24 protein-coding genes and 1 pseudogene are annotated in these 21,737 nt (G+C 63.3%); 15 read left to right on the forward strand and 10 right to left on the reverse strand.

The window, feature by feature from the left end; genetic code table 11:
* A partial coding sequence (locus NKI50_RS29400) for an aminotransferase class I/II-fold pyridoxal phosphate-dependent enzyme (protein ID WP_352718465.1) occupies positions 1-308 on the forward strand: 308 nt, incomplete at its 5' end.
* Between the two features lie 68 nt (positions 309-376).
* Positions 377-1,411, forward strand: coding sequence for an L-threonine 3-dehydrogenase (tdh, locus tag NKI50_RS29405; RefSeq protein ID WP_352718468.1), 1,035 nt, complete (start codon positions 377-379; stop codon positions 1,409-1,411).
* Between the two features lie 199 nt (positions 1,412-1,610).
* On the opposite strand, the gene NKI50_RS29410 is transcribed toward tdh, so the two are convergent.
* Entirely contained in the window at positions 1,611-2,060 is a 450-nt protein-coding gene (locus NKI50_RS29410) for a MarR family winged helix-turn-helix transcriptional regulator (RefSeq protein ID WP_023717189.1), read from the reverse strand.
* Between the two features lie 137 nt (positions 2,061-2,197).
* Here NKI50_RS29410 and hmgA point away from each other — a divergent pair, with 137 nt between their 5' ends.
* The 5 genes and pseudogenes from hmgA to NKI50_RS29435 all read left to right on the forward strand — a co-directional run bounded on the left by hmgA (position 2,198) and on the right by NKI50_RS29435 (position 6,336).
* Complete coding sequence (gene hmgA, locus NKI50_RS29415) at positions 2,198-3,511, forward strand: homogentisate 1,2-dioxygenase (RefSeq protein ID WP_352640013.1); 1,314 nt, start codon at positions 2,198-2,200, stop codon at positions 3,509-3,511.
* A gap of 10 nt (positions 3,512-3,521) precedes the next feature.
* Complete coding sequence (locus NKI50_RS29420) at positions 3,522-4,418, forward strand: MBL fold metallo-hydrolase (RefSeq protein WP_352640014.1); 897 nt, start codon at positions 3,522-3,524, stop codon at positions 4,416-4,418.
* A gap of 47 nt (positions 4,419-4,465) precedes the next feature.
* Entirely contained in the window at positions 4,466-5,488 is a 1,023-nt protein-coding gene (locus NKI50_RS29425; RefSeq protein WP_352640015.1) for a fumarylacetoacetate hydrolase family protein, read from the forward strand.
* Positions 5,485-5,778, forward strand: coding sequence for a hypothetical protein (locus tag NKI50_RS29430; protein ID WP_352640016.1), 294 nt, complete (start codon positions 5,485-5,487; stop codon positions 5,776-5,778). The genes NKI50_RS29425 and NKI50_RS29430 overlap by 4 nt, the downstream gene beginning before the upstream one ends.
* Before the next feature lie 4 nt (positions 5,779-5,782).
* Positions 5,783-6,336, forward strand: a pseudogene (locus NKI50_RS29435) (DinB family protein).
* Here the strand turns inward: NKI50_RS29435 and NKI50_RS29440 are convergent.
* The 3 genes from NKI50_RS29440 to hppD all read right to left on the reverse strand — a co-directional run bounded on the left by NKI50_RS29440 (position 6,337) and on the right by hppD (position 8,120).
* The gene (locus tag NKI50_RS29440; RefSeq protein WP_023717194.1) at positions 6,337-6,714 is read right to left on the reverse strand and encodes a type II toxin-antitoxin system VapC family toxin; all 378 of its coding nucleotides are present in this window, start codon (positions 6,712-6,714) and stop codon (positions 6,337-6,339) included.
* A complete protein-coding gene (locus tag NKI50_RS29445; protein ID WP_023717195.1) occupies positions 6,711-6,935 on the reverse strand; it encodes a type II toxin-antitoxin system Phd/YefM family antitoxin in 225 nt (74 codons plus the stop codon). Before NKI50_RS29445 ends, NKI50_RS29440 begins: the two co-directional genes overlap by 4 nt.
* Positions 6,936-7,004: 69 nt before the next feature.
* Positions 7,005-8,120: a 4-hydroxyphenylpyruvate dioxygenase gene (hppD, locus tag NKI50_RS29450; RefSeq protein WP_352718471.1), complete on the reverse strand. Its 1,116-nt coding sequence runs from the start codon at positions 8,118-8,120 to the stop codon at positions 7,005-7,007.
* Positions 8,121-8,273: 153 nt separating this feature from the next.
* On the opposite strand from hppD, the gene NKI50_RS29455 reads away from it, so the two are divergent.
* Positions 8,274-8,741 (forward strand): Lrp/AsnC family transcriptional regulator, encoded by a 468-nt coding sequence (locus NKI50_RS29455; protein WP_023717197.1) that lies wholly within the window; start codon positions 8,274-8,276, stop codon positions 8,739-8,741.
* 9 nt (positions 8,742-8,750) lie between these two features.
* On the forward strand, positions 8,751-9,080 hold the full coding sequence (locus tag NKI50_RS29460; RefSeq protein WP_352640018.1) for a hypothetical protein: 330 nt from the start codon (positions 8,751-8,753) through the stop codon (positions 9,078-9,080).
* Between the two features lie 15 nt (positions 9,081-9,095).
* On the opposite strand, the gene NKI50_RS29465 is transcribed toward NKI50_RS29460, so the two are convergent.
* The 4 genes from NKI50_RS29465 to aztA form a co-directional block, all read right to left on the reverse strand.
* Entirely contained in the window at positions 9,096-9,434 is a 339-nt protein-coding gene (locus NKI50_RS29465; RefSeq protein ID WP_023674411.1) for a protein tyrosine phosphatase family protein, read from the reverse strand.
* 186 nt (positions 9,435-9,620) lie between these two features.
* Positions 9,621-10,547, reverse strand: a complete 927-nt coding sequence (gene aztC / locus NKI50_RS29470; protein ID WP_023717198.1) for a zinc ABC transporter substrate-binding protein AztC — start codon at positions 10,545-10,547, stop codon at positions 9,621-9,623.
* A gap of 22 nt (positions 10,548-10,569) precedes the next feature.
* Positions 10,570-11,445 carry a zinc ABC transporter permease AztB gene (aztB, locus tag NKI50_RS29475; protein WP_352481316.1) on the reverse strand — a complete coding sequence of 292 codons (876 nt, stop codon included), beginning with the start codon at positions 11,443-11,445 and terminating at the stop codon, positions 10,570-10,572.
* Positions 11,445-12,260: a zinc ABC transporter ATP-binding protein AztA gene (aztA, locus tag NKI50_RS29480; RefSeq protein ID WP_352481273.1), complete on the reverse strand. Its 816-nt coding sequence runs from the start codon at positions 12,258-12,260 to the stop codon at positions 11,445-11,447. Before aztA ends, aztB begins: the two co-directional genes overlap by 1 nt.
* Positions 12,261-12,484: 224 nt before the next feature.
* On the opposite strand from aztA, the gene NKI50_RS29485 reads away from it, so the two are divergent.
* On the forward strand, positions 12,485-12,829 hold the full coding sequence (locus NKI50_RS29485; protein WP_352481272.1) for a RidA family protein: 345 nt from the start codon (positions 12,485-12,487) through the stop codon (positions 12,827-12,829).
* A 179-nt stretch (positions 12,830-13,008) separates the two neighbouring features.
* Here NKI50_RS29485 and hutC read toward each other — a convergent pair whose 3' ends face one another.
* Together hutC and NKI50_RS29495 are read right to left on the reverse strand one after the other, a co-directional pair.
* On the reverse strand, positions 13,009-13,770 hold the full coding sequence (hutC, locus tag NKI50_RS29490) for a histidine utilization transcriptional repressor HutC (protein WP_352640019.1): 762 nt from the start codon (positions 13,768-13,770) through the stop codon (positions 13,009-13,011).
* The gene (locus tag NKI50_RS29495; protein WP_352718474.1) at positions 13,767-15,119 is read right to left on the reverse strand and encodes a formimidoylglutamate deiminase; all 1,353 of its coding nucleotides are present in this window, start codon (positions 15,117-15,119) and stop codon (positions 13,767-13,769) included. Before NKI50_RS29495 ends, hutC begins: the two co-directional genes overlap by 4 nt.
* Before the next feature lie 98 nt (positions 15,120-15,217).
* Here NKI50_RS29495 and hutI point away from each other — a divergent pair, with 98 nt between their 5' ends.
* The 5 genes from hutI to NKI50_RS29520 all read left to right on the forward strand — a co-directional run bounded on the left by hutI (position 15,218) and on the right by NKI50_RS29520 (position 21,584).
* Positions 15,218-16,453: an imidazolonepropionase gene (gene hutI, locus NKI50_RS29500; RefSeq protein ID WP_352640021.1), complete on the forward strand. Its 1,236-nt coding sequence runs from the start codon at positions 15,218-15,220 to the stop codon at positions 16,451-16,453.
* Positions 16,450-17,985: a histidine ammonia-lyase gene (gene hutH, locus NKI50_RS29505; protein ID WP_352640022.1), complete on the forward strand. Its 1,536-nt coding sequence runs from the start codon at positions 16,450-16,452 to the stop codon at positions 17,983-17,985. Before hutI ends, hutH begins: the two co-directional genes overlap by 4 nt.
* Positions 17,986-18,475: 490 nt before the next feature.
* Positions 18,476-19,285 (forward strand): N-formylglutamate deformylase, encoded by an 810-nt coding sequence (gene hutG, locus NKI50_RS29510; protein ID WP_352640023.1) that lies wholly within the window; start codon positions 18,476-18,478, stop codon positions 19,283-19,285.
* Between the two features lie 32 nt (positions 19,286-19,317).
* On the forward strand, positions 19,318-20,988 hold the full coding sequence (hutU, locus tag NKI50_RS29515) for a urocanate hydratase (RefSeq protein WP_352640024.1): 1,671 nt from the start codon (positions 19,318-19,320) through the stop codon (positions 20,986-20,988).
* An 8-nt stretch (positions 20,989-20,996) separates the two neighbouring features.
* A complete protein-coding gene (locus NKI50_RS29520) occupies positions 20,997-21,584 on the forward strand; it encodes a HutD/Ves family protein (protein WP_352640025.1) in 588 nt (195 codons plus the stop codon).
* The last annotated feature ends 153 nt before the right edge of the window (positions 21,585-21,737 follow it).

Consider the following 21,737-nt stretch of genomic DNA (forward strand, 5'->3'; position numbering starts at 1 on the left):
GATTGCGGAAGAGGCTCTACGACAATGCCGGGCATTTCCGGTCCGAGATGGGCAAGCTCGGCTTCACCCTGGCCGGCGCTGACCACCCGATCATCCCCGTGATGCTTGGCGATGCGACGCTGGCGCAGGAGATGGCGGCGCGGATGCTGAAGCGCGGCATCTATGTCATCGGCTTCTCGTTCCCGGTGGTGCCGAAGGGCCAGGCGCGCATCCGCACGCAGATGTCGGCCGCCCATTCCAGCGCAGACATCGATCGCGCGGTTGAGGCGTTCGCCGCAGTCGGTCGGGAACTCGGCGTGATTTCCTGAACGGCCGGAACCGAAAAGCGATTCCGGATCAAGAGGTTCAAGCGACTAAGGTTCTGGGGAACAAAAGAATGTCGAACATGATGAAGGCGCTGGTCAAGGCCAAGGCCGAGCCGGGCATCTGGATGGAAGAAGTGCCGGTGCCGGAGATCGGCCCCAACGACGTGCTGATCAAGATCAGGAAGACGGCGATCTGCGGCACCGACGTCCACATCTATAATTGGGACCAGTGGGCGCAAAAGACCGTGCCGGTGCCGATGGTTGCCGGCCACGAATTTGTCGGAACCGTCGCCGATTTCGGTGCGGCGGTGACCGAGTACAAACTCGGCCAGCGCGTTTCCGGCGAAGGCCATATCGTTTGCGGCCATTGCCGCAACTGCCGGGCGGGCAGGGGGCATTTGTGCCGCAACACGCTCGGCGTCGGCGTCAACCGGCCGGGCGCCTTTGGCGAATACCTGGCGATCCCGCAGCACAATGTGGTGCCGATCCCCGACGACGTGCCCGACGAGATCGCGGCGATCTTCGATCCCTTAGGCAATGCTGTTCACACCGCATTGTCCTTTGATCTCGTCGGCGAGGACGTGCTGGTCACCGGCGCCGGGCCTATCGGCATCATGGGTGCACTGGTGGCGCAGTGCGTCGGCGCGCGAAAAGTGGTCATCACCGATATCAACCCGGTGCGCCTGGCACTGGCGAAAAAGCTTGGCGTTCAGCATGTCGTCGACGCATCGAAGGAAAAGCTGCGCGACGTGATGCCGGCGCTTGGCATGACCGAGGGCTTTGACGTCGGCCTCGAAATGTCGGGCGCAGCCCCTGCCTTCCGCGACATGATCGACACCATGAACAATGGCGGCAAGATCGCCATTCTCGGCATCGCGCCGACCGGCTTCGAAATCGACTGGAACAAGGTCATCTTCAAGATGCTGCATCTGAAGGGCATCTACGGCCGCGAGATGTTCGAGACCTGGTACAAGATGATTGCGCTGGTGCAGGGTCCTCTCGATGTCAGCGGCCTGATCACCCACCGCATCGGCATCGACGACTATGTTTCCGGCTTCGAAGCGATGAAGAGCGGCAATTCCGGCAAGGTGGTGATGGACTGGTAGGCGATCAGAAATGTTGGCGGGACAGCACCCCCCTCTGGCCTGCCGGCCATCTCCCCCTCAAGGGGGGAGATTGGCAGCTTCGCCGACATCGCTCTTCTTTGGAGATTGGCGAAAGCCGAAGCGACGTCCAATCTCCCCCCTTGAGGGGGAGATGTCCGGCAGGACAGAGGGGGTGTGAACGATCGCTGCGTAGCAGCTTTCACAGCTCCTTTCGTCGATCCGGCAACGCCATCTCCAGGGCCGCCACTCCGCTGACAACGGCCGCTCGCTGTTCCGTGCTCAGCCTCGCAAGCAATTCCAGCTCGAACGCTTTAGCCAGCGGCACCATCTCGCGATAGGCGACAAGGCCAGCTCGGGTCAGCGTCAGATGCTCGACCCGCCTGTCTTTTCCATCCGGTGTGCGAGTGAGCCAGCGGCGCCGTTCGAGCTCGGCGACGGCTCGCGAAACCTTGGTCTTGTGCATGGCCGACTGCTCGCCGAGTTCCGTCGCGGTCATGGTGCCGTGCTGGCCGAGCCCGGCCAGCGTGCGCCATTCGGGTCGGGTCAGGCCGTGACGGTCCTTGTATATCCTGGAGAATTCCCGGCTGACGGCATCGGCGAGACGGTAGAGCCGGTAGGGCAGGAAGCTTTCGAGTTCCAGGACGTCCATGATTTTGTATCCCGGCAGACGCCGTGGTTGATAGTTACATTTTCAATGGTTACAGATGAAACCAGTTTGGTCAATGCTTGAGTGCCGCAGCCATCGGAGGCGAGGAGCGCGCTCTGTCAGTATCCAGGGAGGATGCCATGGCCTATTCCTACATGCCGGGTTTCGGCAACGACTTCGAGACCGAGACTTTGCCGGGCTCGCTGCCGCAAGGACGCAACTCGCCGCAGCGGCCGGCCTACGGCCTCTACGCCGAGCAGCTTTCGGGCTCTCCTTTCACTGCGCCGCGCGGCACCAATGAGCGCTCCTGGCTTTATCGGATAAGGCCGAGCGTCAGGCATACCGGTCGCTTCAAAGCGGCGAATTATCCGCTGTGGAAAAGCGCGCCGAACGTCGGCGACCACCAGCTCGCTCTCGGCCAGTATCGCTGGAGCCCCGTGCCGATGCCGAAAGAGCCGACAGACTTCATCGCCGGCATGCGCTCGATCACCACCGCCGGCGACGTGCTCGGCCAGACCGGCATGGCGGCACATGTCTATGTCGCCAACCGTTCGATGGCCGACGACCATTTCTTCAACGCCGACGGCGAGTTGCTGGTCGTGCCCCAGGTTGGAGCCTTGCGCTTGATCACCGAGATGGGCGTCATCGAACTCACGCCGGGCGAGATCGCCGTGCTGCCGCGTGGCCTGGTGTTCAAGGTCGAACTGTTGGATGCCGAAGTGCGCGGCTATGTCTGCGAGAATTACGGCGCCAAGCTGACGCTGCCGGATCGCGGCCCGATCGGCGCCAATTGCCTGGCCAATCCGCGCGATTTCAAGACGCCCTGCGCCTGGTTCGAGGATAAGGACACGCCCTGTCGGCTGATCGTGAAATGGTGTGGCCAGTTCCATGTCACCGAGATCGATCATTCACCGCTCGATGTGGTGGCGTGGCACGGCAACTATTCACCCTACAAATATGATCTTGCGACGTTTTCCCCCGTCGGCGCGATCCTGTTCGATCATCCCGACCCATCGATCTTCACCGTGCTGACCGCGCCGAGCGGCGAGGAAGGCACTGCCAATATCGATTTCGTCATCTTTCCGCCGCGCTGGCTGGTTGCCGAAAATACGTTCCGCCCGCCGTGGTATCACCGCAACATCATGAGCGAGTTCATGGGCCTGATCCATGGTCAGTACGATGCCAAGGAAGAGGGCTTTGTGCCCGGCGGCATCAGCCTGCACAACATGATGCTGGCCCACGGACCCGATGCGCCTGGCTTCGAAAAGGCCTCGCGCGCGGAGCTGAAACCGGTCAAGCTCGCCAACACCATGGCCTTCATGTTCGAGACACGCTTCCCGCAGATGGTGACCCGCTATGGCGCCGAACTCGAAACCCGGCAGGACAATTATATCGACTGCTGGGCCGATCTGAAGAAACGCTTCAACGGCACGCCCGAGGGCGACTGGTCTTGAGCGCCGTCGCATGATGGATCGTCTGGTGCTTCTTGGCTCGAAGGGTGGTCCGGCGCTCCGGCCGGGCGGACCGTGGCCGAGTTCATCGCTGCTGGAGATTGGCCGCACCCTCGTCGTCGATTGCGGGCTGGGCGTAACGCGCGGGCTGACCGATGCCGGCGTCAGTCTGAAGGCGCTTGACCTGATCTTCATCACGCATTTGCATTCAGACCATGTGCTGGAACTCGGACCGTTGATCCACACCGCATGGACGGCCGGCCTGGGGACAAAGGTCACCGTATTCGGCCCGCCCGGCATCGGCTACTATTGGCAGCGCTTTTGCCAGGCGATGGAGTTCGACATCGAGATCCGCATCGCCGACGAAGGGCGGCCGGATCTCCGCGACCTGGTCTCGATTGTCGAGTTTGGTGAAGGCCAGGTGGCGGAAGAGCGCGGTCTCAAAATATCGGCCTTGCGTGTCGACCACCCGCCGGTGACGGACTGCTTTGCGCTGCGCTTCGAGCAAGCCGGGCAAAGCATCGTCTTCTCGTCCGATACGGCGTTCTTTCCGCCATTGTCGGATTTCGCCGAAGGCGCCGACGTCCTGGTCCACGAGGCCATGCTGGAAGAGGGCATCGAGAGGTTGGTCGCGAAGACCGGCAACGGTGCAAGACTGAGGGAACACCTGCTTGCCAGCCACAGCTTTGCCGAGGAAGCGGGCCGCATCGCCAGTGATGCAGGCGTCAAAAGGCTGGTCCTCAACCACCTCATTCCCGCCGACGATCCCGAGATCGGCGAGGCCGACTGGATCGCCGCCGTCAGGAAAACATGGGCCGGCGACTTGACGATCGCCCGCGACGGCCTTGTTGTGGGGCTGGAGCATGATCCCGAAAAGTGGGAACCGGTTTTCGGACGAGATCATGCGTAGAACAAAAATCAAAGCAGCACCAAAGCTGCGCCAGGAGAGGAAACCGCATGAAGCTTGCCACCTTGAAGGACGGGACGCGCGACGGAAAACTCGTCGTCGTCTCGCGCGACCTGACGCGGTTTACCGATGCGTCGTTCCTGGTGCGGACGCTGCAGGCCGCGCTCGATGACTGGCGTCGGATCGCGCCGCATCTCGCCGCCATGGCCGAATCGCTGGAGAACAATGCGGTGCCGTCGGCTCGCTTTCACGAGCACGACGCCCATTCGCCGCTGCCGCGCGCCTACCAATGGGCCGACGGCTCGGCCTATGTGAACCATGTCGAGCTGGTGCGGAAGGCGCGCGGCGCCGAGATGCCGGCAAGCTTCTGGACCGATCCGCTGATCTACCAGGGCGGCTCGGACGCCTTCCTCGCACCGCGCGACCCAATCCGCATGATCGACGAGACCCTTGGCATCGACCTGGAAGGCGAGGTCGCCGTCATTGTCGACGACGTGCCGATGGGCGCTGGCCTCGACGAGGCGCGGGCAGCGATCCGGCTGGTCATGCTGGTCAACGACGTGACGCTGCGCGGCCTGACCGGACCCGAGCTTGCCAAGGGGTTCGGCTTCTTCCAGTCGAAACCGTCATCAGCCTTTTCGCCGGTTGCGGTGACGCCGGACGAACTGGGCGATGCCTGGGACGGCGGCAAGGTCAGCCTGCCGCTGCTGGTCGATCTCAACGGCAAACCGTTCGGCCGGGCGAACGCCGGCATCGACATGACCTTCGACTTTCCGGCGCTGATTGCCCATGCCGCAAAAACGCGGCCGCTGGCCGCCGGCACCATCGTCGGTTCGGGCACCGTCTCCAACAAGCTCGATGGCGGGCCGGGCAAGCCTGTCTCGGCGGGCGGCGCCGGCTATTCCTGTATCGCCGAGTTGCGTATGATCGAGACCATCGAAGCCGGCGAACCGAAGACGCCGTTTCTGCGCTTTGGCGATACCGTGCGCATCGAGATGAAGGACAGGGGCGGGCATTCGATCTTCGGCGCCATCGAGCAGAAGGTCGAGAAATACGAGGGGGCAAGAGAATGACAGGCGAGACATTCTATCTCCTGTGCGGTGTCTGGGCCCTTGTCATGCTGGCGATCTTCATCCAGGCGATCCGGCTGAGCTATCGCATCGAGGCGCGCTCGCCCGGCCTGACCAACCGCAGCGGCTTTCCGCGCAAGGCGATGATGTTTCACACCGTCACCAACACGAACGTCGCGCGTGACCAGGAAACGCAAGGCATGCGGCGGCGCATGATCGGGCTGCTGCTGATTGTTCTCGCTGGATTCCTGCTAATGGGGGCAGGCTTGTCGTTGGTCCGGTCAGCTGAGTGAAGTCATGGACCTGCTGAACCATTTCCGCCGCATGGCGCGCAACAATCTCTGGTCGAACGACCGGCTTTATGGCGCCGTACTGCAGCTTAAGCCTGGTGATTCGAAGCCGAGCGAACCAGCTTCTTCCCGTCGATCAAGGCAACGCTGAACCACATTCTGGCGGTCGATCACCTCTATCTCGATTTTCTCGAAGAGGGCGGCGTCGGCGCCGCGGCCTATGATGAGTTCTTGCGCTTCGACGAAGCGGACGCGCTCTTTGGCAAGCGGGCGGAGGCCGACCGGCGGCTGATCGCTTTTTGCGACCGCCTGTCGGCGGACGATCTCGAACGCCGCGTCGTCACTGATCGGCGCGAGGACGGCATGATACCGGAGCGGATCGGCGATTTGCTCGCCCATCTCTTCATCCACGACATCCATCATCGCGGCCAGGTGCACGCGATGCTGTCTGGCACCTCGGTGAAACCGCCACAACTCGACGAGTTCTTCCTCGATTACGATGTTAAGTTGAGGAAAGCCGAAGTCGAGCGGCTGGGACTGCGAGACCAACTGCTTGGCTAATTATGCCAAAGCCACATCGTAACTGGCGAAATGCGGGTCGGATGTAAGGATGGTGAGATTCTCCATTTGCGCCTGCGCAATCAGAAGTCTGTCGAACGGATCACCATGGTGGTGGGGTAGGCTGCCGACGGCGTTTGCGTGCTGGAAGGTTACGGCGAGCGGCTGAAATTGCATCCTTGGAAGCAGCGTTGGCAGGTCGTCCGGCGCATCGAGTTTTCTGATCGAGCGTTTGATGGCAATTTCCCAGACGCTAGCCGCGCTCGCGAACACCACCGCTTCCGAAGCCAGAATAGCGCGGTGGTGCTCGCTGAGACGTCGATCGTCCGAAATCGACCAGAGGATGATGTGTGTGTCGGCGAGAAACGGGCCGACCGTCATTTCACGTACTCATCCCACTCGGGGCCGAGTTCATCAAAATCGTCCGCAATCCAGATCTTGCCCTTCAATGCGCCGATACGCGGCAGGGATTCGGCCACTGCCGGAGGTACGATACGCGCCGCCACCTTGCCGTGGCGTGTGAGCACGATCTCCTCGCCGGCTTCCGCACGGCTGACGAGTTCCGACAATTTGGCCTTGGCTTCGGCAATGGAAACATTCATGACTCGATCCTTTATGACCAGAATTTAGGTCATAACTGATCAAACCACAAGGCACCTCGGCCGAACTGGCTACGCTGCCTTGCCGTCCACCTTCAGCACGCCGCGCTTGATCTGGTCCTGCTCGATGGATTCGAACAGAGCGCGGAAATTGCCCTCGCCAAAACCTTCGTCGCCCTTCCTCTGGATGAACTCGAAGAAGATCGGCCCGATCACAGTCTTTGAAAAAATCTGCAGCAGGATCTTGGTCGTGCCGCCGTCGACGACGCCTTCGCCGTCGATCAGGATGCCGTGCCTTTTCATGCGCTCGATCGGCTCTTCATGGCCGTTCACGCGGGCATAAGACATGTCGTAATAGGTCTCGGGCGGGCCCGGCATGAACTTCAGGCCGTTGGCGGCCAGCCTGTCGGTGGCGCCGTAAATGTCGTCGGTGCCGACGGCGATGTGCTGGATGCCCTCGCCATTGTACTTCTTCAGATATTCGGCGATCTGGCTGGTCTCGTCCTTGGACTCGTTGAGCGGGATGCGGATCTTGCGGCAGGACGAGGTGATGGCGCGGCTGACCAGGCCGGTGATCTTGCCGTCGATGTCGAAGAAATGGATCTGCTTGAAGCCGAACAGGTCGCGGTAGAAATCCCACCATTTGTCCATCTGGCCGCGATAGACATTGTGGGTCAGGTGGTCGAGATAATAGAAGCCGACGCCTTCCGGCCTGGGATCGCGCTCGCCCAGCCAGTCGAACTCGGCGTCGTAAGCCGAGCCCTTCTCGCCATAGGTTTCGATGAAATAGAGCAGCGATCCGCCGATACCGACGATTGCCGGCACGTCGAGCGACTTGCCGGCGCCTTCATAGGGCGTCGCGCCCTTGGCAACGGCATGATCGAACGCATGCTTGGCATCGACCACACGCCAAGCCATCGAGGCGGCGCAAGGGCCGTGCTTGTCGACGAATTTCTTCGCATGCGAGCCGGGCTCGGCATTGACGACATAATTGATGTCGCCCTGCCGCCAGACGGTGATGTCCTTGCTGCGGTGCTTGGCCACCGGCACGTAGCCCATGCGGGTGAAAAGCTCGGCGAGCTTTTCCGGCTCGGCATGCGCGAATTCGACGAATTCGAAGCCGTCGGTGCCGGCGGGATTGGTTTTGCTGATCTTGGCGGGCGGTGCGTCGTGCGGGAAGGGACCCATGGCATTGCTCCGAAATCTGGCCCGAAATCTGGCATTGGCCGCATCGGCCATATCTGAGCCCAATCATAGCGCGGAGCGAGTGCAAATTGCTTGCATTCAAACGCTTGAAATGTTCCGATCATGCGCAACTTGTGCATGACCGGGTCGAAATCCATGGATGAAGCGCGCATTGACCAGTTTGACCGCAAGATAATGGCTCTGCTGCAGGCCGACGCGCGGTTGACCAACAACGATTTGTCGGAACGGGTGAACCTGTCCGCTTCGCAATGCTCGCGTCGTCGCCAGCGGCTGGAGGAGGACGGTTATATCAAGGGCTACCGGGCGGTGCTCGACCGCGACAAGCTCGGCTTTTCCCTGGTCAACGTCATCTCGGTGACGCTCGCTACCCACAACCGCGACAATGCGCGGCGTTTCGGCGAACTGGTGGCGCGGCTACCGCAAGTGCAGGAGGCGCACGCGCTGACCGGCGAGATGGATTATATATTGAAAGTGGTGACGCCGGACCTGAAGTCGCTGTCGGAATTCGTCAACAGCGTGCTTCTCCCGCATGAATCGGTGCAGCATGTGAAGACGGCGATCGTGCTGGAGACACTGAAGGAAACCGGTGCTCTGCCGATTTGACTTCAAGCCATGACCACCTTTCAGATCGCTGGTTTCATCATTTTTATAGGCGGGATGGTTCCTTACGCCATTGGTAGCCTAATCCACATCGCGCATAATCCGGAGGCCTTGGACCTGAGCTTTCGGATCAATCCCTGGCCTTCATGGCCCTATGGCTGGGTCGAACTCACTCACCCGAAGGCGCGCTGGTGGTGCGGTGTCGGCTTTCCGATATGTCTTGCGGGCTTCATCGTACTTTTGGTCGCTACGATTGCGCTCGTCGATCTTGCGCTATACGTCGCTTTGCTCGTCGCATTCTTCTGGCTGCGGCGGGTCACAGCCAGACGGCGGCGTCACTAACGATCGGAACGCCTCTCACCCTTTCGATTGCTGGATCAGCCCATAGAGATTGGTGCAGCGGGCGCCGGACCGGCAATAGGCGAACACCGGGCCTTCGAGTTCGTCGAGCGCCTCAGCCTGGTCCTCGACATTCTCGGCCGTGATCTGGCCGCTGATGACGGGGATGTAGCGGAAGGCGAGCCCGGCGCCCTCGACCGCCGCCTTGACGGTGTCGGCCGATGGCTGGCCGGGCTGCTCGTCGTCCGGCCGGTTGCAGATCACGCTCTTGAAGCCGGCGGCCTTGATGGTCGCGACATCCTCGGGCTGGATCTGGCCCGAGACCGAATAATCCTCGCTGATCTGACGGTATTCCATGGCTGGGGTCCTCGCAATCTGGTTAGCGGCAGTCTTGCCACTCCCTGACCCGGTCGGCAATCCGCGCGAAAAGAAATCCATCCGCGCAGATAGAGATTTCGATGCCGGAAATCCAGCCGGGCTAACGCCGCATGTCGCCAGGACGCATCATGCGCCAGCCCGGCTGGATGAACCGGATCGGTCGGCTCAGCTGCCGAGGATCGCGCCTTTGATCTGGGCGATGTTGTTGTGCATCAGGTCGATATAGGTCGAGGCCGGGCCGTCGGGCTGTGAGAGCGCATCGGAATAGAGCGTGCCGCCCACCTTGATGCCGGTCTCGCTGGCGATCTGCTCGATCAGCCGCGGATTGGTGATGTTCTCGACGAAGATCGCCGCCGCCTTGTCCTGTTTCACCTGGCTGACCAGCTTGGCGACGTCGGCGGCGGAGGGCTCCGACTCGGTCGACACGCCTTCCGGGGCCAGGAACGTCAAGCCGTAGGCCTGCTCGAAATAGCCGAAGGCATCATGCGAGGTGATGACGACGCGCTTCTCTTGCGGGATCGACTGGATCGCTGCCTGTACCTCGCCCTCGAGCGCATCGAGCTTTTGCGTATAGGCGGCTGCATTGGCCTTGTAGCTGTCGCAACCCGCAGCGTCGGCCGTGCAGAAGGCGTCGGCGATGTTCTTCACATAGATCTTGGCATTGGCGATCGACTGGAAGGCGTGCGGATCGGTTGCCGTCTCACCATCGGCGTGGGCGTCGGCCTCGGCGAATTCGGGCTTGAAATTGATCGGCGTGACGCCCTTGGTCAGCACGGCGACGGTCGCCTTGGTTGCGCTGGCGTCGACCAGGCGCTGCAGAAAACCTTCGAAATGCAGGCCGTTGACCAGCACGATGTCGGCCTTGGCCATCGCCACCGCATCGGCTGGGCTCGGCTCGTAGACATGCGCATCCCCGTTCGGCCCGACGATGGTGGTCAGATCGATCCGGTCGCCGCCGACATTCTTGGCGAAGTCTCCGATGATGGTGAAACTGGCGACCACTTTCAACGGCTCCGCGAAAGCCGAAGATGCGCCAAAGGCGGTTAATGTTATAACGCTCACGGCCAAAGCGGCGCGGATCGATTTCAGCATGGACAAGTCTCCTTCGTTGGGATCAGGCAGTTCTGTGGCGGTGATGGATGATGCGGGCGCGCAGGATGCCGCGCGTCCCGAACAGGATCGAGGCGAAATAGACGACGCCGGCGGACAGGATGATGGCCGGGCCGGAGGGCAGCGACGCATGATAGGACAACAGCAGCCCGGCAATGCAAGAGGCAAAGCCGATCACTGTCGCCAGCACGCACATCGGCTCGACGCGCGAGGTCCAGAAGCGGGCCGCCGCTGCCGGCAGCATCATCAGCCCGACCGACAGCAAGGTGCCGAGCGCCTGGAAGCCGCCGACGAGGTTGAGCACGACGAGGCCGAGAAAGATGAAATGCACCGGGCTGCCCATCCGGCTGACCGAGCGCAGGAACAAGGGGTCGAGGCATTCGGCGACCAGCGCTCGCCAGAAGATGGCGAGGCTGACCAGCGTCACCACGACGATGCCGCCGATCAGCGTCAGCGCCTCGTTGTTCAGCGCCAGCACGGTGCCGAAAAGCACATGCATGAGATCGACGCTGGAGCCGCGGATCGACACCATAAGCACGCCGATCGCCAGCGAAATCAGATAGAAGGCCGCCATCGAGGCGTCCTCGCGCTGGATGGTGAAGCGCGAGACGGCGCCGGCGCCGAGCGCCACGATGATGCCGGCGATCAGTCCGCCGATGGTCATCGGCAGGATCTCCAGGCCATAAAACAGGAAGCCGGCGGCAGCACCCGGCAGGATGGCATGGGCCATGGCGTCGCCGGACAGGCTCATGCGCCGCAGCATCAGGAACACGCCGACCGGGCAGGCGCCGAGCGACAGCATCATCGAACCGGCGAGCGCCCGCTGCATGAAGGCGTAGTCGGCAAACGGGGCGACGAAAAGACCGTAAAGCACGTCCATCATGCCGCCCTCGGCCCGGAGCCGTGATGATGGTCATGGCTATGCTCGTGGCTGCTGTGATCGTGCACACTGTGATCATGCTCGCCAGGCTCGCACCATGGCGCGTTGTCCTCCCAGGCTTCGTGGAAGCGGCGCGCGCGCAACAAATTCTCCGGCCGCAGCGTCTCTCTGGTCTCGCCCCAGGCGACCGGCTGGCGCGCCAGGAGCAGTGTTTCGGGGAAATTCTGCCGCACTAGGTCGAGATCGTGGACGACCACCATGATCGTACGCTCCTCGCCATGCCAGCGCTTGATCAGTGCGATCAGGTCGCCGACGGTCTTCGTGTCGACGGCATTGAACGGCTCATCGAGCAGGATGAGCTCGGCATCCTGCAACAGCACGCGGGCAAACAGCGTGCGCTGCAGCTGGCCGCCCGACAACGTGTCGATCGGCCGCTTCTCGAAACCGCCGAGGCCGACGGCCATCAGCGCCTTGCTGACCGAGTCGCGATCTTCCCTGGTATAGCGGCCGAGCATGCCACGCCGCGGCCACAGGCCAAGCGAAACCAGGTCGACGACCCGGGCCGGAAAGGAGCGGTCGAGCTCGGACTGCTGCGGCAGGTAGGCGGCGCGCACGCCGGGCGCCCGGATCACCGCGCCGGCCATCGGCTTCAGGACGCCAACGATGCCCTTCATCAGCGTCGACTTGCCGGAGCCGTTGGCGCCGACGACCGCCGTCAAGGACCCCTTGCGGATCGTACCATTGAGGTGGTGGATCGCAGGATGGCTGTTATAGCCCAGCGTCAGGTCGCGGAAGGTCAGGCAGGTTTGGCTCATGTGACGATCCATGGGGCGACGATCGGTGCTGCAGGGGCGGATTCGATATGTGATGTTATTACATTAGTCAACAAGCCAATCGGGCGGAATTGCGGCCGGGCCGTCATGTTGTCCGCTTTGGCTTGGCTCAAGAGGTTCCGCTCGAGCGGCCTTGCTCGAAGCCAGCAGCGATCCTAAACAGGCGCAGCCGACAAGAGAAAGCCGGACAAGAGAAGGAATATCCAATGAGCATTCGTCGCATCGATGTGGGCCCGCGCATGAGCCAGATCGTGATCCACGGCAACACCGTCTATCTGGCCGGTCAGGTCGGCAAGCCGGGTGGAAACGTCGGCGCCCAGACAAAAGACATTCTGGCGGCGATCGACGAATTGCTGGCCAAGGCCGGCACCGACAAGACCAAGATCCTGCAGGCGATCATCTGGCTGGCCGACATGAGCACCTTTGCCGAGATGAACGCCGAGTGGGACAAATGGGTACCGCAGGGCAACACGCCGGCCCGCGCCACCGGCGAGGCCAAGCTTGCCGGACCGGAATATCTGGTCGAGATCATTGTCACCGCGGCGATTTGAGCAGCTCCGTAGGTTCCCCCTCATCCGGCCGCTTCGCGGCCACCTTCTCCCCGAGGGAGAAGAGACTGGCGCTGGCACCAGCGATCTCCTCTCCCCTCGGGGAGAGGTCGGATTGCCCCGAATGCTCTTCGCAATTCGGGGCAATCCGGGTGAGGGGGTCTGACCCTCAGTTGAAATGCTCACCCCTGCGACGGCGTGAACCGCGCCACCAGCGTGTGGCTCTCGGCCGTGTAGGTGAACCGGACATGGGTGACGGGGTGCTCGGCGCTCCATGTTCGCCGCTCGATCACCAGGCACGGCGCGCCGGTCGCGATGTCGAGAGCCGCCGCGATATGCTTGTCGGCTGCAATCGCGCGGATGCGATGCTCGGCCGCACTCCATGGCACACGGCCGATCAGCCACGGACCGGGCGCCGTGTCGAAAAACGCCTCTTCGGCGGCCTCCGGCACGGCAGCCAGGTTGATCAGCCGCTGCTCGTGGGCGAACGGCCGGTTGCCGGCGAAATGCCGGCATTCCAGCGCCAGCACCGGCCCGGCGACGTCGAGTTCCAGCAGGGCGCGATCGTCGGCACTGCTGCGCCTTCTGCTTCCCGCCACGCGCTCGTAGCGGTAGGGCAGGCCAAGTGCCTCGACCTCGATTCGGATGTCGTGGATTTCGAGAACGGCCGCCTGCGATTGCGGCCGGCGGACAAAACTGCCGGAGCGACGCCGGCGCTCGATCAGCCCGGCCTTGGCCAATTGCGACAGCGCCTTGTTCACCGTCATGCGCGAACATCTGTATTCTTCCGTCAGTTCATGCTCGAACGGAATGCGGTGGCCGGGCGCCCAGGCGCCGGACAGGATCCGTTCGCTGATGTCCGACAGGATGCGCTGGTGTAGCGAAAGGGCCTCGCCGCCGTCCGCGCTTCCAGAATCCGCGCTTATCGCCTCGATCATGCTCATGCCGAAAGCGCCGTCATCACCTTGCGGAAGCGCTCGGCAATGGCATCGCGTCTTGCATGCCTGCCGTCGCTGACCAGTTTCCTGCCATGCACCCAGACGCAATCGATCTTGGTGCCGTTGGCAAAAATCCAGGCGTCGAGGATCGCATCACCTGCCTTGCCCGCCAACGATGGATGCTTGCCGTCGAGCGAGACGAGATCGGCCGAGGCACCGGCAGTGATCCGCGAGGCGCCGGCGCCCAACGCGGAACTGCCACCCTCGAGCGCCGCATCGAACAACGCGCGACCGGTCGATCCGCCGGCCACCGCCAGCACGTTGCGGGCGCGGTGGGCGAGGCGCTGCGAATATTCGAGTTGGCGCAACTCGTCGGGCAGGCCGATCAGCACGTTGGAATCCGAGCCGATCCCGAAGCGCCCGCCATGCTGCATGAACAGCAGAGCGGCAAAGGTGCCGTCGCCGAGATTGGCCTCGGTGATCGGGCAGAGGCCGGCAACGGCGCCGCTTTTCGCCATATCGGTCGTCTCGGTGTCGGTCATGTGGGTGGCGTGGATGAGGCACCAGCGCTGGTCGACCTTGGCATTGGCAAGCAGCCATTCGACCGGCCGCGCCCCGGACCAGGCAAGGCAGTCCTCGACCTCCTTCATCTGCTCGGCGATGTGGATGTGGATCGGCCCCTCCGGCGCCATCGCCGTGATGTTTTCCAGTTCCTCGGGTGTCACGGCACGCAGGCTGTGTGGGGCCACGCCGACGACGCCTTGATTCAAGCTGCGAAGGGATTCGCGGCTTTTCTCAACAAGCCGCGAGAACTGGTTCACATCGTTGATGAATCGCCGCTGGCCTTCATTTGGCGCAGCGCCGTTGAAAGAGGAATGCGCGTAGAAGACGGGCAGCAAAGTCAGCCCGATGCCTGTCTCGGACGCTGCGGCAACGATGCGCTCCGCCATCTCGGCGATATTGGCATAGGGCCGCCCGTCGCGGTCGTGGTGGAGATAGTGAAACTCGCCGACGCGCGAGAACCCGGCCTCCAGCATCTCGACATAGAGCTGCGCTGCGACCGCCTCGACCTGGTCCGGCGTCATCGACAGCGCAAAGCGGTACATCACCTCGCGCCAGCTCCAGAAACTGTCGGCGGAAGGGCCGCGCAATTCGGCAAGGCCGGCCATGCCGCGCTGGAAGGCATGGCTGTGCAGGTTCGGCATGCCGGACAAAAGGACAGAATGGCGCTCGTCGCCAGGCAGAGGCGAGGTATTCGCCTCGGCCGTTGCGATCTTGCCGTCGGAGATTACGATCCGCACATCGCTGCGCCAGCCGTCGGGCAGAAGTGCCTGTTCCGCAAAAATCGCCGTCACGTCTTTCTCCAAATCCCGGTTGGCCATGTGATGATAGCGCTTGCAGTGCCTTTTGATATGTATATACATAATAACTCCCGATTGAAACGGAAAAGATAATGGCTGCAAAGAGCAAAAGCCGGGCAGGGGAGGTTCGCCTCTGGCGCAATGGGCGTCTCGCGACCATGGCCGACAGCAGCGCCGGGTTAGGCGTCGTCGAGCACGGTGCAATCGCCGTGCGCAACGGTCGGATCGTCTATGCCGGGCCGGAAGCCGACATGCCGGCAGCACTCCGTGAGGGCGCCGAGGCGACCGACTGCGACGGTCGCTGGATCACGCCTGGCTTGATCGACTGCCACACCCATCTGGTCCATGTCGGCAACCGTGCCAATGAATTCGAGATGCGGCTGGCCGGCGCCACCTATGAGGAGGTCGCCAAGGCCGGCGGCGGCATCGTTTCCTCGGTCAAGGCTCTGCGCGCCGCGAGCGAGGACGAACTGGTCGCCCAGTCGCTGCCGCGCCTCGACGCGCTGATCGCCGAAGGCGTCACCACCGTCGAGATCAAATCCGGCTACGGCCTCGACCTCGAAAACGAGAAGAAGTCGCTGCGCGCCGCGCGACGGCTGGGCGGTGAGCGGCCGGTGACGGTCAGAACCACTTTCCTCGGCGCTCATGCGCTGCCGCCCGAAGCAAAAGGTGACAAGGACGCCTTTATAGATCTTGTCGCCAACAAGATTTTGCCGGCCGTCGCGGCCGAGGGCTTGGCCGATGCCGTCGACGGTTTTTGCGAAGGCATCGCCTTTTGGCCGGAGCAGATTTCTCGTGTGTTCGATGCTGCCAAAGCGGTGGGCCTGCCGGTCAAGCTCCATGCAGACCAGCTGTCCAATCTTCACGGCGCGGAACTTGCGGCGCGCTATGGTGCGCTATCTGCCGACCACCTCGAATATACTGACGAGGCGGGTGCGGCGGCGATGGCGAAGGCAGGAACCGTGGCGACCATCTTGCCCGGCGCCTACTACTTCATCCGCGAAACCAAGAAGCCGCCGATCGCCCTGTTTCGCCAGCATGGCGTCAGGATGGCCGTTGCCACCGACAATAATCCCGGCACCTCGCCGCTGACCTCGCTGCTGCTGACCATGAACATGGCGGCGACGTTGTTCGGCCTGACGGTCGACGAATGCCTTGCCGGCGTTACGCGCGAGGCTGCCCGCGCGCTCGGGTTGCTTGGACAGACCGGTACGCTGGAGGTCGGAAAATCCGCCGATCTGGCGATCTGGGACGTCGAACGCCCGGCCGAACTCGTCTACCGCATGGGCTTCAACCCGCTGCATGCCCGCATCTGGAGGGGACAATGACCGAACTCAAGCTCAGGCCAGGCAATGCCACGCTGGCCGATTGGCGTGCCATCTATCGCGGCGGCGCACTGAGGCTCGACGATGCCTGCCGGCCGAAGATCAAGGCCAGCGCCGAGGCCGTCGCCAGGATCGTTGCCAAGGGCGAGCCGGTCTATGGCATCAACACCGGCTTCGGCAAGCTGGCCAGCGTGCGCATCCCCGCCGCCGACCTCGAGACGCTGCAGCGAAATATCGTGCTGTCGCATGCCGCCGGCGTCGGCGAGCCGATGCCGGCGGCAATTTGCCGGCTGATGATGGCGCTGAAGCTGGCCAGCCTGGCCCAGGGCGCCTCCGGCGTGCGGCCGCGGACGATCGAGCTGCTCGAGGCGATGCTGGCCAACGACGTCATCCCCGTGGTGCCGGCGCAAGGCTCGGTTGGAGCTTCCGGCGACCTCGCGCCGCTGTCGCACATGACCGCGGTGATGATCGGCGTCGGCGAATGTTTCACCCCGCATGGCCGCTTTCCCGCCAAGGTCGCCTTCGTTTCGCACGGCCTGGAGCCGGTGACATTGGGCGCCAAGGAAGGCCTGGCGCTGCTCAACGGCACGCAGTTTTCGACCGCCTATGCGCTGGCAGCTTTGTTCGAGGCGGAAGTGCTCTACCAGTCGGCAGTGGTCGGCGGCGCGCTGTCGACCGATGCCGCCAAGGGCTCCGACGCGCCCTTCGATCTACGCATCCATCTGCTCAGGAAACATCGCGGCCAGATCGAGACGGCCGAGGCGTTGCGCAATTTGATGGCCGGCAGCGCCATCCGTGAATCGCACCGCGTCGGCGACGAGCGCGTGCAGGACCCATACTGCCTGCGCTGCCAGCCGCAGGTGATGGGCGCAGCACTCAGCGTGCTGCGTCAGGCCGCCGATACGCTCGGCACCGAGGCCAATGGCGTCACCGACAATCCGCTGATCTTTGCCGAGGACGACACAGCGCTTTCTGGCGGAAATTTCCACGCCGAGCCGGTGGCCTTCGCCGCCGACATGATCGCGCTCGCCGTCTGCGAGATCGGCTCGCTGTCGGAACGGCGCATCGCCATGCTGGTCGACCCGGCGCTGTCGGGCATGCCGGCCTTTCTGACGCCCAAGCCGGGTCTGAATTCCGGTTTCATGATCCCGCAAGTGACGGCCGCGGCGCTCGTCTCGGAAAACAAACAAAAGGCCTATCCGGCCAGCGTCGATTCGATCCCGACCTCGGCCAACCAGGAAGACCATGTCTCGATGGCGGCGCATGGCGCGCGCCGGCTCATCGGCATGGTCGAGAACGCGACGGCCGTCATCGGCATCGAATTGCTGGCCGCCGCGCAAGGCTGCGATTTCCATGCCCCGCTGGCCTCGAGCGCGGCGCTGGAGGCGGTGCGCCGGCTGGTCAGGGCAGAGGTGCCGCATCTCGACAACGACCGGCACTTCCATCCCGACATGGAGAAGGCCATCGCTATGGTACGCAGCGGCGCGGCGGTGGAAGCGGCAAGCGCGGTAAAGCTGCCGGGAGTGACGTCGTGAGACTGTACGCCGCCACAGCTCGGACGTTGGCGAAACCCTCGACGCCAGCTGATCTCCCCCCAAGTGGGGGAGATGCCCGGCAGGGCAGAGGAGGGCGCTGTCCCGCCAACCTCAGCCCGGCAACACCGAAACTTTCAAAGCCAGAAACAAAAAACCCGCCTCAAGGGCGGGTCGCCGGTGACAATCGTCACCATACCGGTATTAGTAGCATAGCTGCCGGCACAAAGCAAGAACAAAATACGTTGCGAGCGATAAAAACCGAGGTCGGTGTTCACGGACAATTGCAAGGTCGCGTTCTGCCGCGCCCCCCTCTGTCCTGCCGGGCATCTCCCCCACGAGTGGGGAGATTGGCCGTTACACTGGCTTTCGCCAATCTCCAACGTTGCAGGACTGAGCGAGGCGCCGCAGCTGCCAATCTCCCCCCTTGTGGGGGAGATGCCCGGCAGGGCAGAGGGGGGCGCCGTAGAGCTCCAACGCGCGGAGACTTCTCATGACTTGGCTCACCGTCACCCGAGGCACGGCACCCCTGCTGGTTTCGATCCCGCATACCGGTATCGATCTGGCCGGCCTCGACAACCGACTTATCTCGCTCTGGCTCGGCCGCCGTGACGCCGACTGGTGGATCGACAAGCTCTATGACTTCGCAGAAGACCTCGGCGCGACCATCGTGCATACGGCGATCTCGCGCACCGTCATCGACGTCAACCGCGATCCGTCTGGCGTTTCGCTCTATCCCGGCCAGACGACGACTGGGCTCTGCCCGACCGAGACCTTCGACGGCGATCCGCTCTACCGCGAAGGCGAGGAGCCGGGGCCGTCTGAGATCGACGAACGCCGCGAAAAATTCTTCGTGCCCTATCATGCCGCGTTGCAGGCCGAGATCGACAGGCTGCGCGCTTTGCACGGGAAGATCGTCGTCTATGACTGCCACTCGATCCGTTCGGTGCTGCCGCGCCTGTTCGAAGGCAAATTGCCGGTCTTCAATCTCGGCACCAATGACGGCAAGAGCGCCGATCTGGCGGTGCAGGAGAAAGTCACGCAGATCCTCGCCGAAACCGGCGAGAGCTTCGTCGTCAACGGCCGCTTCAAGGGCGGCTGGATCACGCGTCATTTCGGCCAGCCGCAAGCCGGCGTCCACGCGCTGCAGATGGAGCTCTCCAACCGTGGCTATCTGCGCGAGCCCGAAGGCAAGGGCGAACCGGATAACTGGCCGGTGCCTTACGACGCCGAATTCGCAGCGCCGATCCGCGTCACGCTGAGAAAGATCCTGGAAACGGCGATCGCCTGGGCTGAACGCTGACGCACGGCGCACCTCACTCGAAAGGGACAATCATGACCGATCCTCGCCACAATATCCGTGAAGTGCGCAGCCCGCGCGGCAGCGAGCTCAACGCCCGCACCTGGCTGACGGAAGGGCCGTTGCGCATGCTGATGAACAATCTCGATCCGGACGTCGCCGAAAATCCCAACGAACTGGTCGTCTATGGCGGCATCGGCCGGGCGGCGCGCACCTGGAACGATTTCGACCGCATCGTTGCCTCGCTGAAGACGCTTGCCGACGACGAGACGCTGCTGGTGCAATCCGGCAAGCCGGTCGGCGTGTTCCGCACCCATCCTGATGCGCCGCGCGTGCTGATCGCCAATTCGAACCTCGTGCCACACTGGGCGACATGGGAGAAATTCAACGAGCTCGATAGAAAGGGCCTGATGATGTACGGCCAGATGACGGCCGGCTCATGGATCTACATCGGCACGCAAGGCATCGTGCAGGGCACCTACGAAACCTTCGTCGAGGCCGGCCGCCAGCACTATGGCGGCAATCTCAAAGGCAAGTGGATCCTGACCGGCGGCCTCGGCGGCATGGGCGGCGCCCAACCGCTGGCCGCGGTGATGGCCGGCGCCTGCTGCCTGGCGGTCGAATGCGATCCCGACCGCATCGATTTCCGGCTGCGCACCCGCTATGTCGATGAGCGCGCCGACACCCTCGACGAGGCGCTGGAGAAGATCGAGCGCTGGACCAAAGCCGGTGAGGCGAAATCGGTCGGCCTGGTCGGCAACACCGCCGACATCGTGCCGGAACTGGTGCGGCGCGGCGTACGCCCCGACATCGTCACCGACCAGACCTCGGCGCATGACCCGCTCAACGGCTATCTGCCCAAGGGCTGGTCGCTGGCCGAATGGCGCGAGAAGCGCACCAGCGACCCGAAGGCGGTCGAAAAGGCTGCCCGCGCGTCGATGCGCGAGCATGTCGAGGCGATGGTGGCGTTCTGGAACGCCGGCGTGCCGACGCTCGACTACGGCAACAACATCCGCCAGGTGGCGAAGGAGGAGGGGTTTGAGAATGCCTTTGCCTTCCCGGGTTTCGTGCCGGCTTATATCCGTCCGCTGTTTTGCCGCGGCATCGGCCCGTTCCGCTGGGCAGCACTTTCCGGCGATCCCGAGGATATCTACAGAACCGACGCCAAGGTGCGCGAGCTGACTCCTGGTAACACCCATCTGCACAACTGGCTCGACATGGCGCGTGAGCGCATCGCCTTCCAAGGGTTGCCGGCCCGCATCTGCTGGGTTGGCCTTGGCGACCGCCACCGGCTCGGCCTCGCCTTCAACGAGATGGTCGCCAGCGGCGAACTGAAGGCACCGGTGGTCATCGGCCGCGACCACCTCGATTCCGGCTCGGTCGCCTCGCCGAACCGCGAGACGGAGGCGATGAAGGACGGCTCCGATGCCGTCTCCGACTGGCCGCTGCTCAACGCCTTGCTCAACACCGCGTCCGGTGCCACCTGGGTGTCGCTGCACCATGGCGGCGGCGTCGGCATGGGCTTTTCGCAGCATGCCGGCATGGTTATCGTCGCCGACGGCACGCGTGAGGCGGCCAAGCGCCTTGAGCGGGTTCTGTGGAACGATCCGGCGACGGGCGTCATGCGTCACGCCGACGCCGGCTACGACATCGCGATCGAGTGCGCCAGGGAGAACCAGCTCAACCTGCCCGGCATATTGGGCTGAGCCGCGCCTTGCGCATCCTTCGGGCCTCGGAATACCGGTCGATGCCGTGGAAGAACGGCGGCGGCGTGACGACGGAGATTGCCGTCTCGCCGGCAGGTGCTGGGCTCGACGATTTCGACTGGCGCGTCTCGATGGCGCTGGTCGAGGGCGGCGGCCCGTTTTCCGGCTTTCCCGGCGTCGACCGGACTTTGGCCTTGCTGGAAGGCGAGGGCATGGTCCTCGATATCGCCGGCCGGCCGCCGGTCGAAATCACCAAGGCTTCCGCACCGCTTGCCTTTCCGGCCGACGTGCCAACGCAAGCGACGCTGATCGCCGGTCCGATCACCGACCTCAACGTCATGATCCGCCGGACCCGGGCGATCCACCAGGTCGAGCGCCTGTTGATTTCGGCTCCGACGAAAATCCGGTTTGGAGCCGATGAAACACTCATCCTGTCCCTCGACGGCGAGCTGAGGGTGGCCGGCGCCGCGCCCGTGCAACTGGGGCCGCTCGATGCGCTGTTGCTCGGGCCGCAAGCGCCGGAACTGCGCCTTGATCCCGTCCGGCCGGCGATGCTGTTCGTGATCCGCATCGATCGCATTGCCGGCAACGATTAACGCCTGTTTCCAAACATGATCGAGACGCCGGTCAAATATTGCGTAAGCTGGTCCCTGCATCACGAAAAAGCCTGAATCTTCCGCCGATCAGAAGCCGAAACGATGCTCGGAGGCGCTCGCCTGGAAGTTGTCGAAAGACGACACCTTGTCGTG

It is taken from the genome of Mesorhizobium sp. M0563 (assembly GCF_040321065.1).
Lineage (GTDB): Bacteria > Pseudomonadota > Alphaproteobacteria > Rhizobiales > Rhizobiaceae > Mesorhizobium.

Coding starts and splice junctions, on each gene's coding strand:
- aztC (WP_023717198.1), bottom strand. CDS start 10,547: ATGCTGAAATCGATCCGCGCCGCTTTGGCCGTGAGCGTTATAACATTA.
- tdh (WP_352718468.1), top strand. CDS start 377: ATGTCGAACATGATGAAGGCGCTGGTCAAGGCCAAGGCCGAGCCGGGC.
- NKI50_RS29410 (WP_023717189.1), bottom strand. CDS start 2,060: ATGGACGTCCTGGAACTCGAAAGCTTCCTGCCCTACCGGCTCTACCGT.
- hutU (WP_352640024.1), top strand. CDS start 19,318: ATGACCGATCCTCGCCACAATATCCGTGAAGTGCGCAGCCCGCGCGGC.
- NKI50_RS29460 (WP_352640018.1), top strand. CDS start 8,751: ATGACCACCTTTCAGATCGCTGGTTTCATCATTTTTATAGGCGGGATG.
- NKI50_RS29465 (WP_023674411.1), bottom strand. CDS start 9,434: ATGGAATACCGTCAGATCAGCGAGGATTATTCGGTCTCGGGCCAGATC.
- hmgA (WP_352640013.1), top strand. CDS start 2,198: ATGGCCTATTCCTACATGCCGGGTTTCGGCAACGACTTCGAGACCGAG.
- NKI50_RS29430 (WP_352640016.1), top strand. CDS start 5,485: ATGACAGGCGAGACATTCTATCTCCTGTGCGGTGTCTGGGCCCTTGTC.
- aztA (WP_352481273.1), bottom strand. CDS start 12,260: ATGAGCCAAACCTGCCTGACCTTCCGCGACCTGACGCTGGGCTATAAC.
- NKI50_RS29445 (WP_023717195.1), bottom strand. CDS start 6,935: ATGAATGTTTCCATTGCCGAAGCCAAGGCCAAATTGTCGGAACTCGTC.
- hutH (WP_352640022.1), top strand. CDS start 16,450: ATGACCGAACTCAAGCTCAGGCCAGGCAATGCCACGCTGGCCGATTGG.
- hutI (WP_352640021.1), top strand. CDS start 15,218: ATGGCTGCAAAGAGCAAAAGCCGGGCAGGGGAGGTTCGCCTCTGGCGC.
- hppD (WP_352718471.1), bottom strand. CDS start 8,120: ATGGGTCCCTTCCCGCACGACGCACCGCCCGCCAAGATCAGCAAAACC.
- NKI50_RS29440 (WP_023717194.1), bottom strand. CDS start 6,714: ATGACGGTCGGCCCGTTTCTCGCCGACACACACATCATCCTCTGGTCG.
- hutG (WP_352640023.1), top strand. CDS start 18,476: ATGACTTGGCTCACCGTCACCCGAGGCACGGCACCCCTGCTGGTTTCG.
- NKI50_RS29485 (WP_352481272.1), top strand. CDS start 12,485: ATGAGCATTCGTCGCATCGATGTGGGCCCGCGCATGAGCCAGATCGTG.
- NKI50_RS29420 (WP_352640014.1), top strand. CDS start 3,522: ATGATGGATCGTCTGGTGCTTCTTGGCTCGAAGGGTGGTCCGGCGCTC.
- NKI50_RS29455 (WP_023717197.1), top strand. CDS start 8,274: ATGGATGAAGCGCGCATTGACCAGTTTGACCGCAAGATAATGGCTCTG.
- hutC (WP_352640019.1), bottom strand. CDS start 13,770: ATGAGCATGATCGAGGCGATAAGCGCGGATTCTGGAAGCGCGGACGGC.
- NKI50_RS29425 (WP_352640015.1), top strand. CDS start 4,466: ATGAAGCTTGCCACCTTGAAGGACGGGACGCGCGACGGAAAACTCGTC.
- aztB (WP_352481316.1), bottom strand. CDS start 11,445: ATGGACGTGCTTTACGGTCTTTTCGTCGCCCCGTTTGCCGACTACGCC.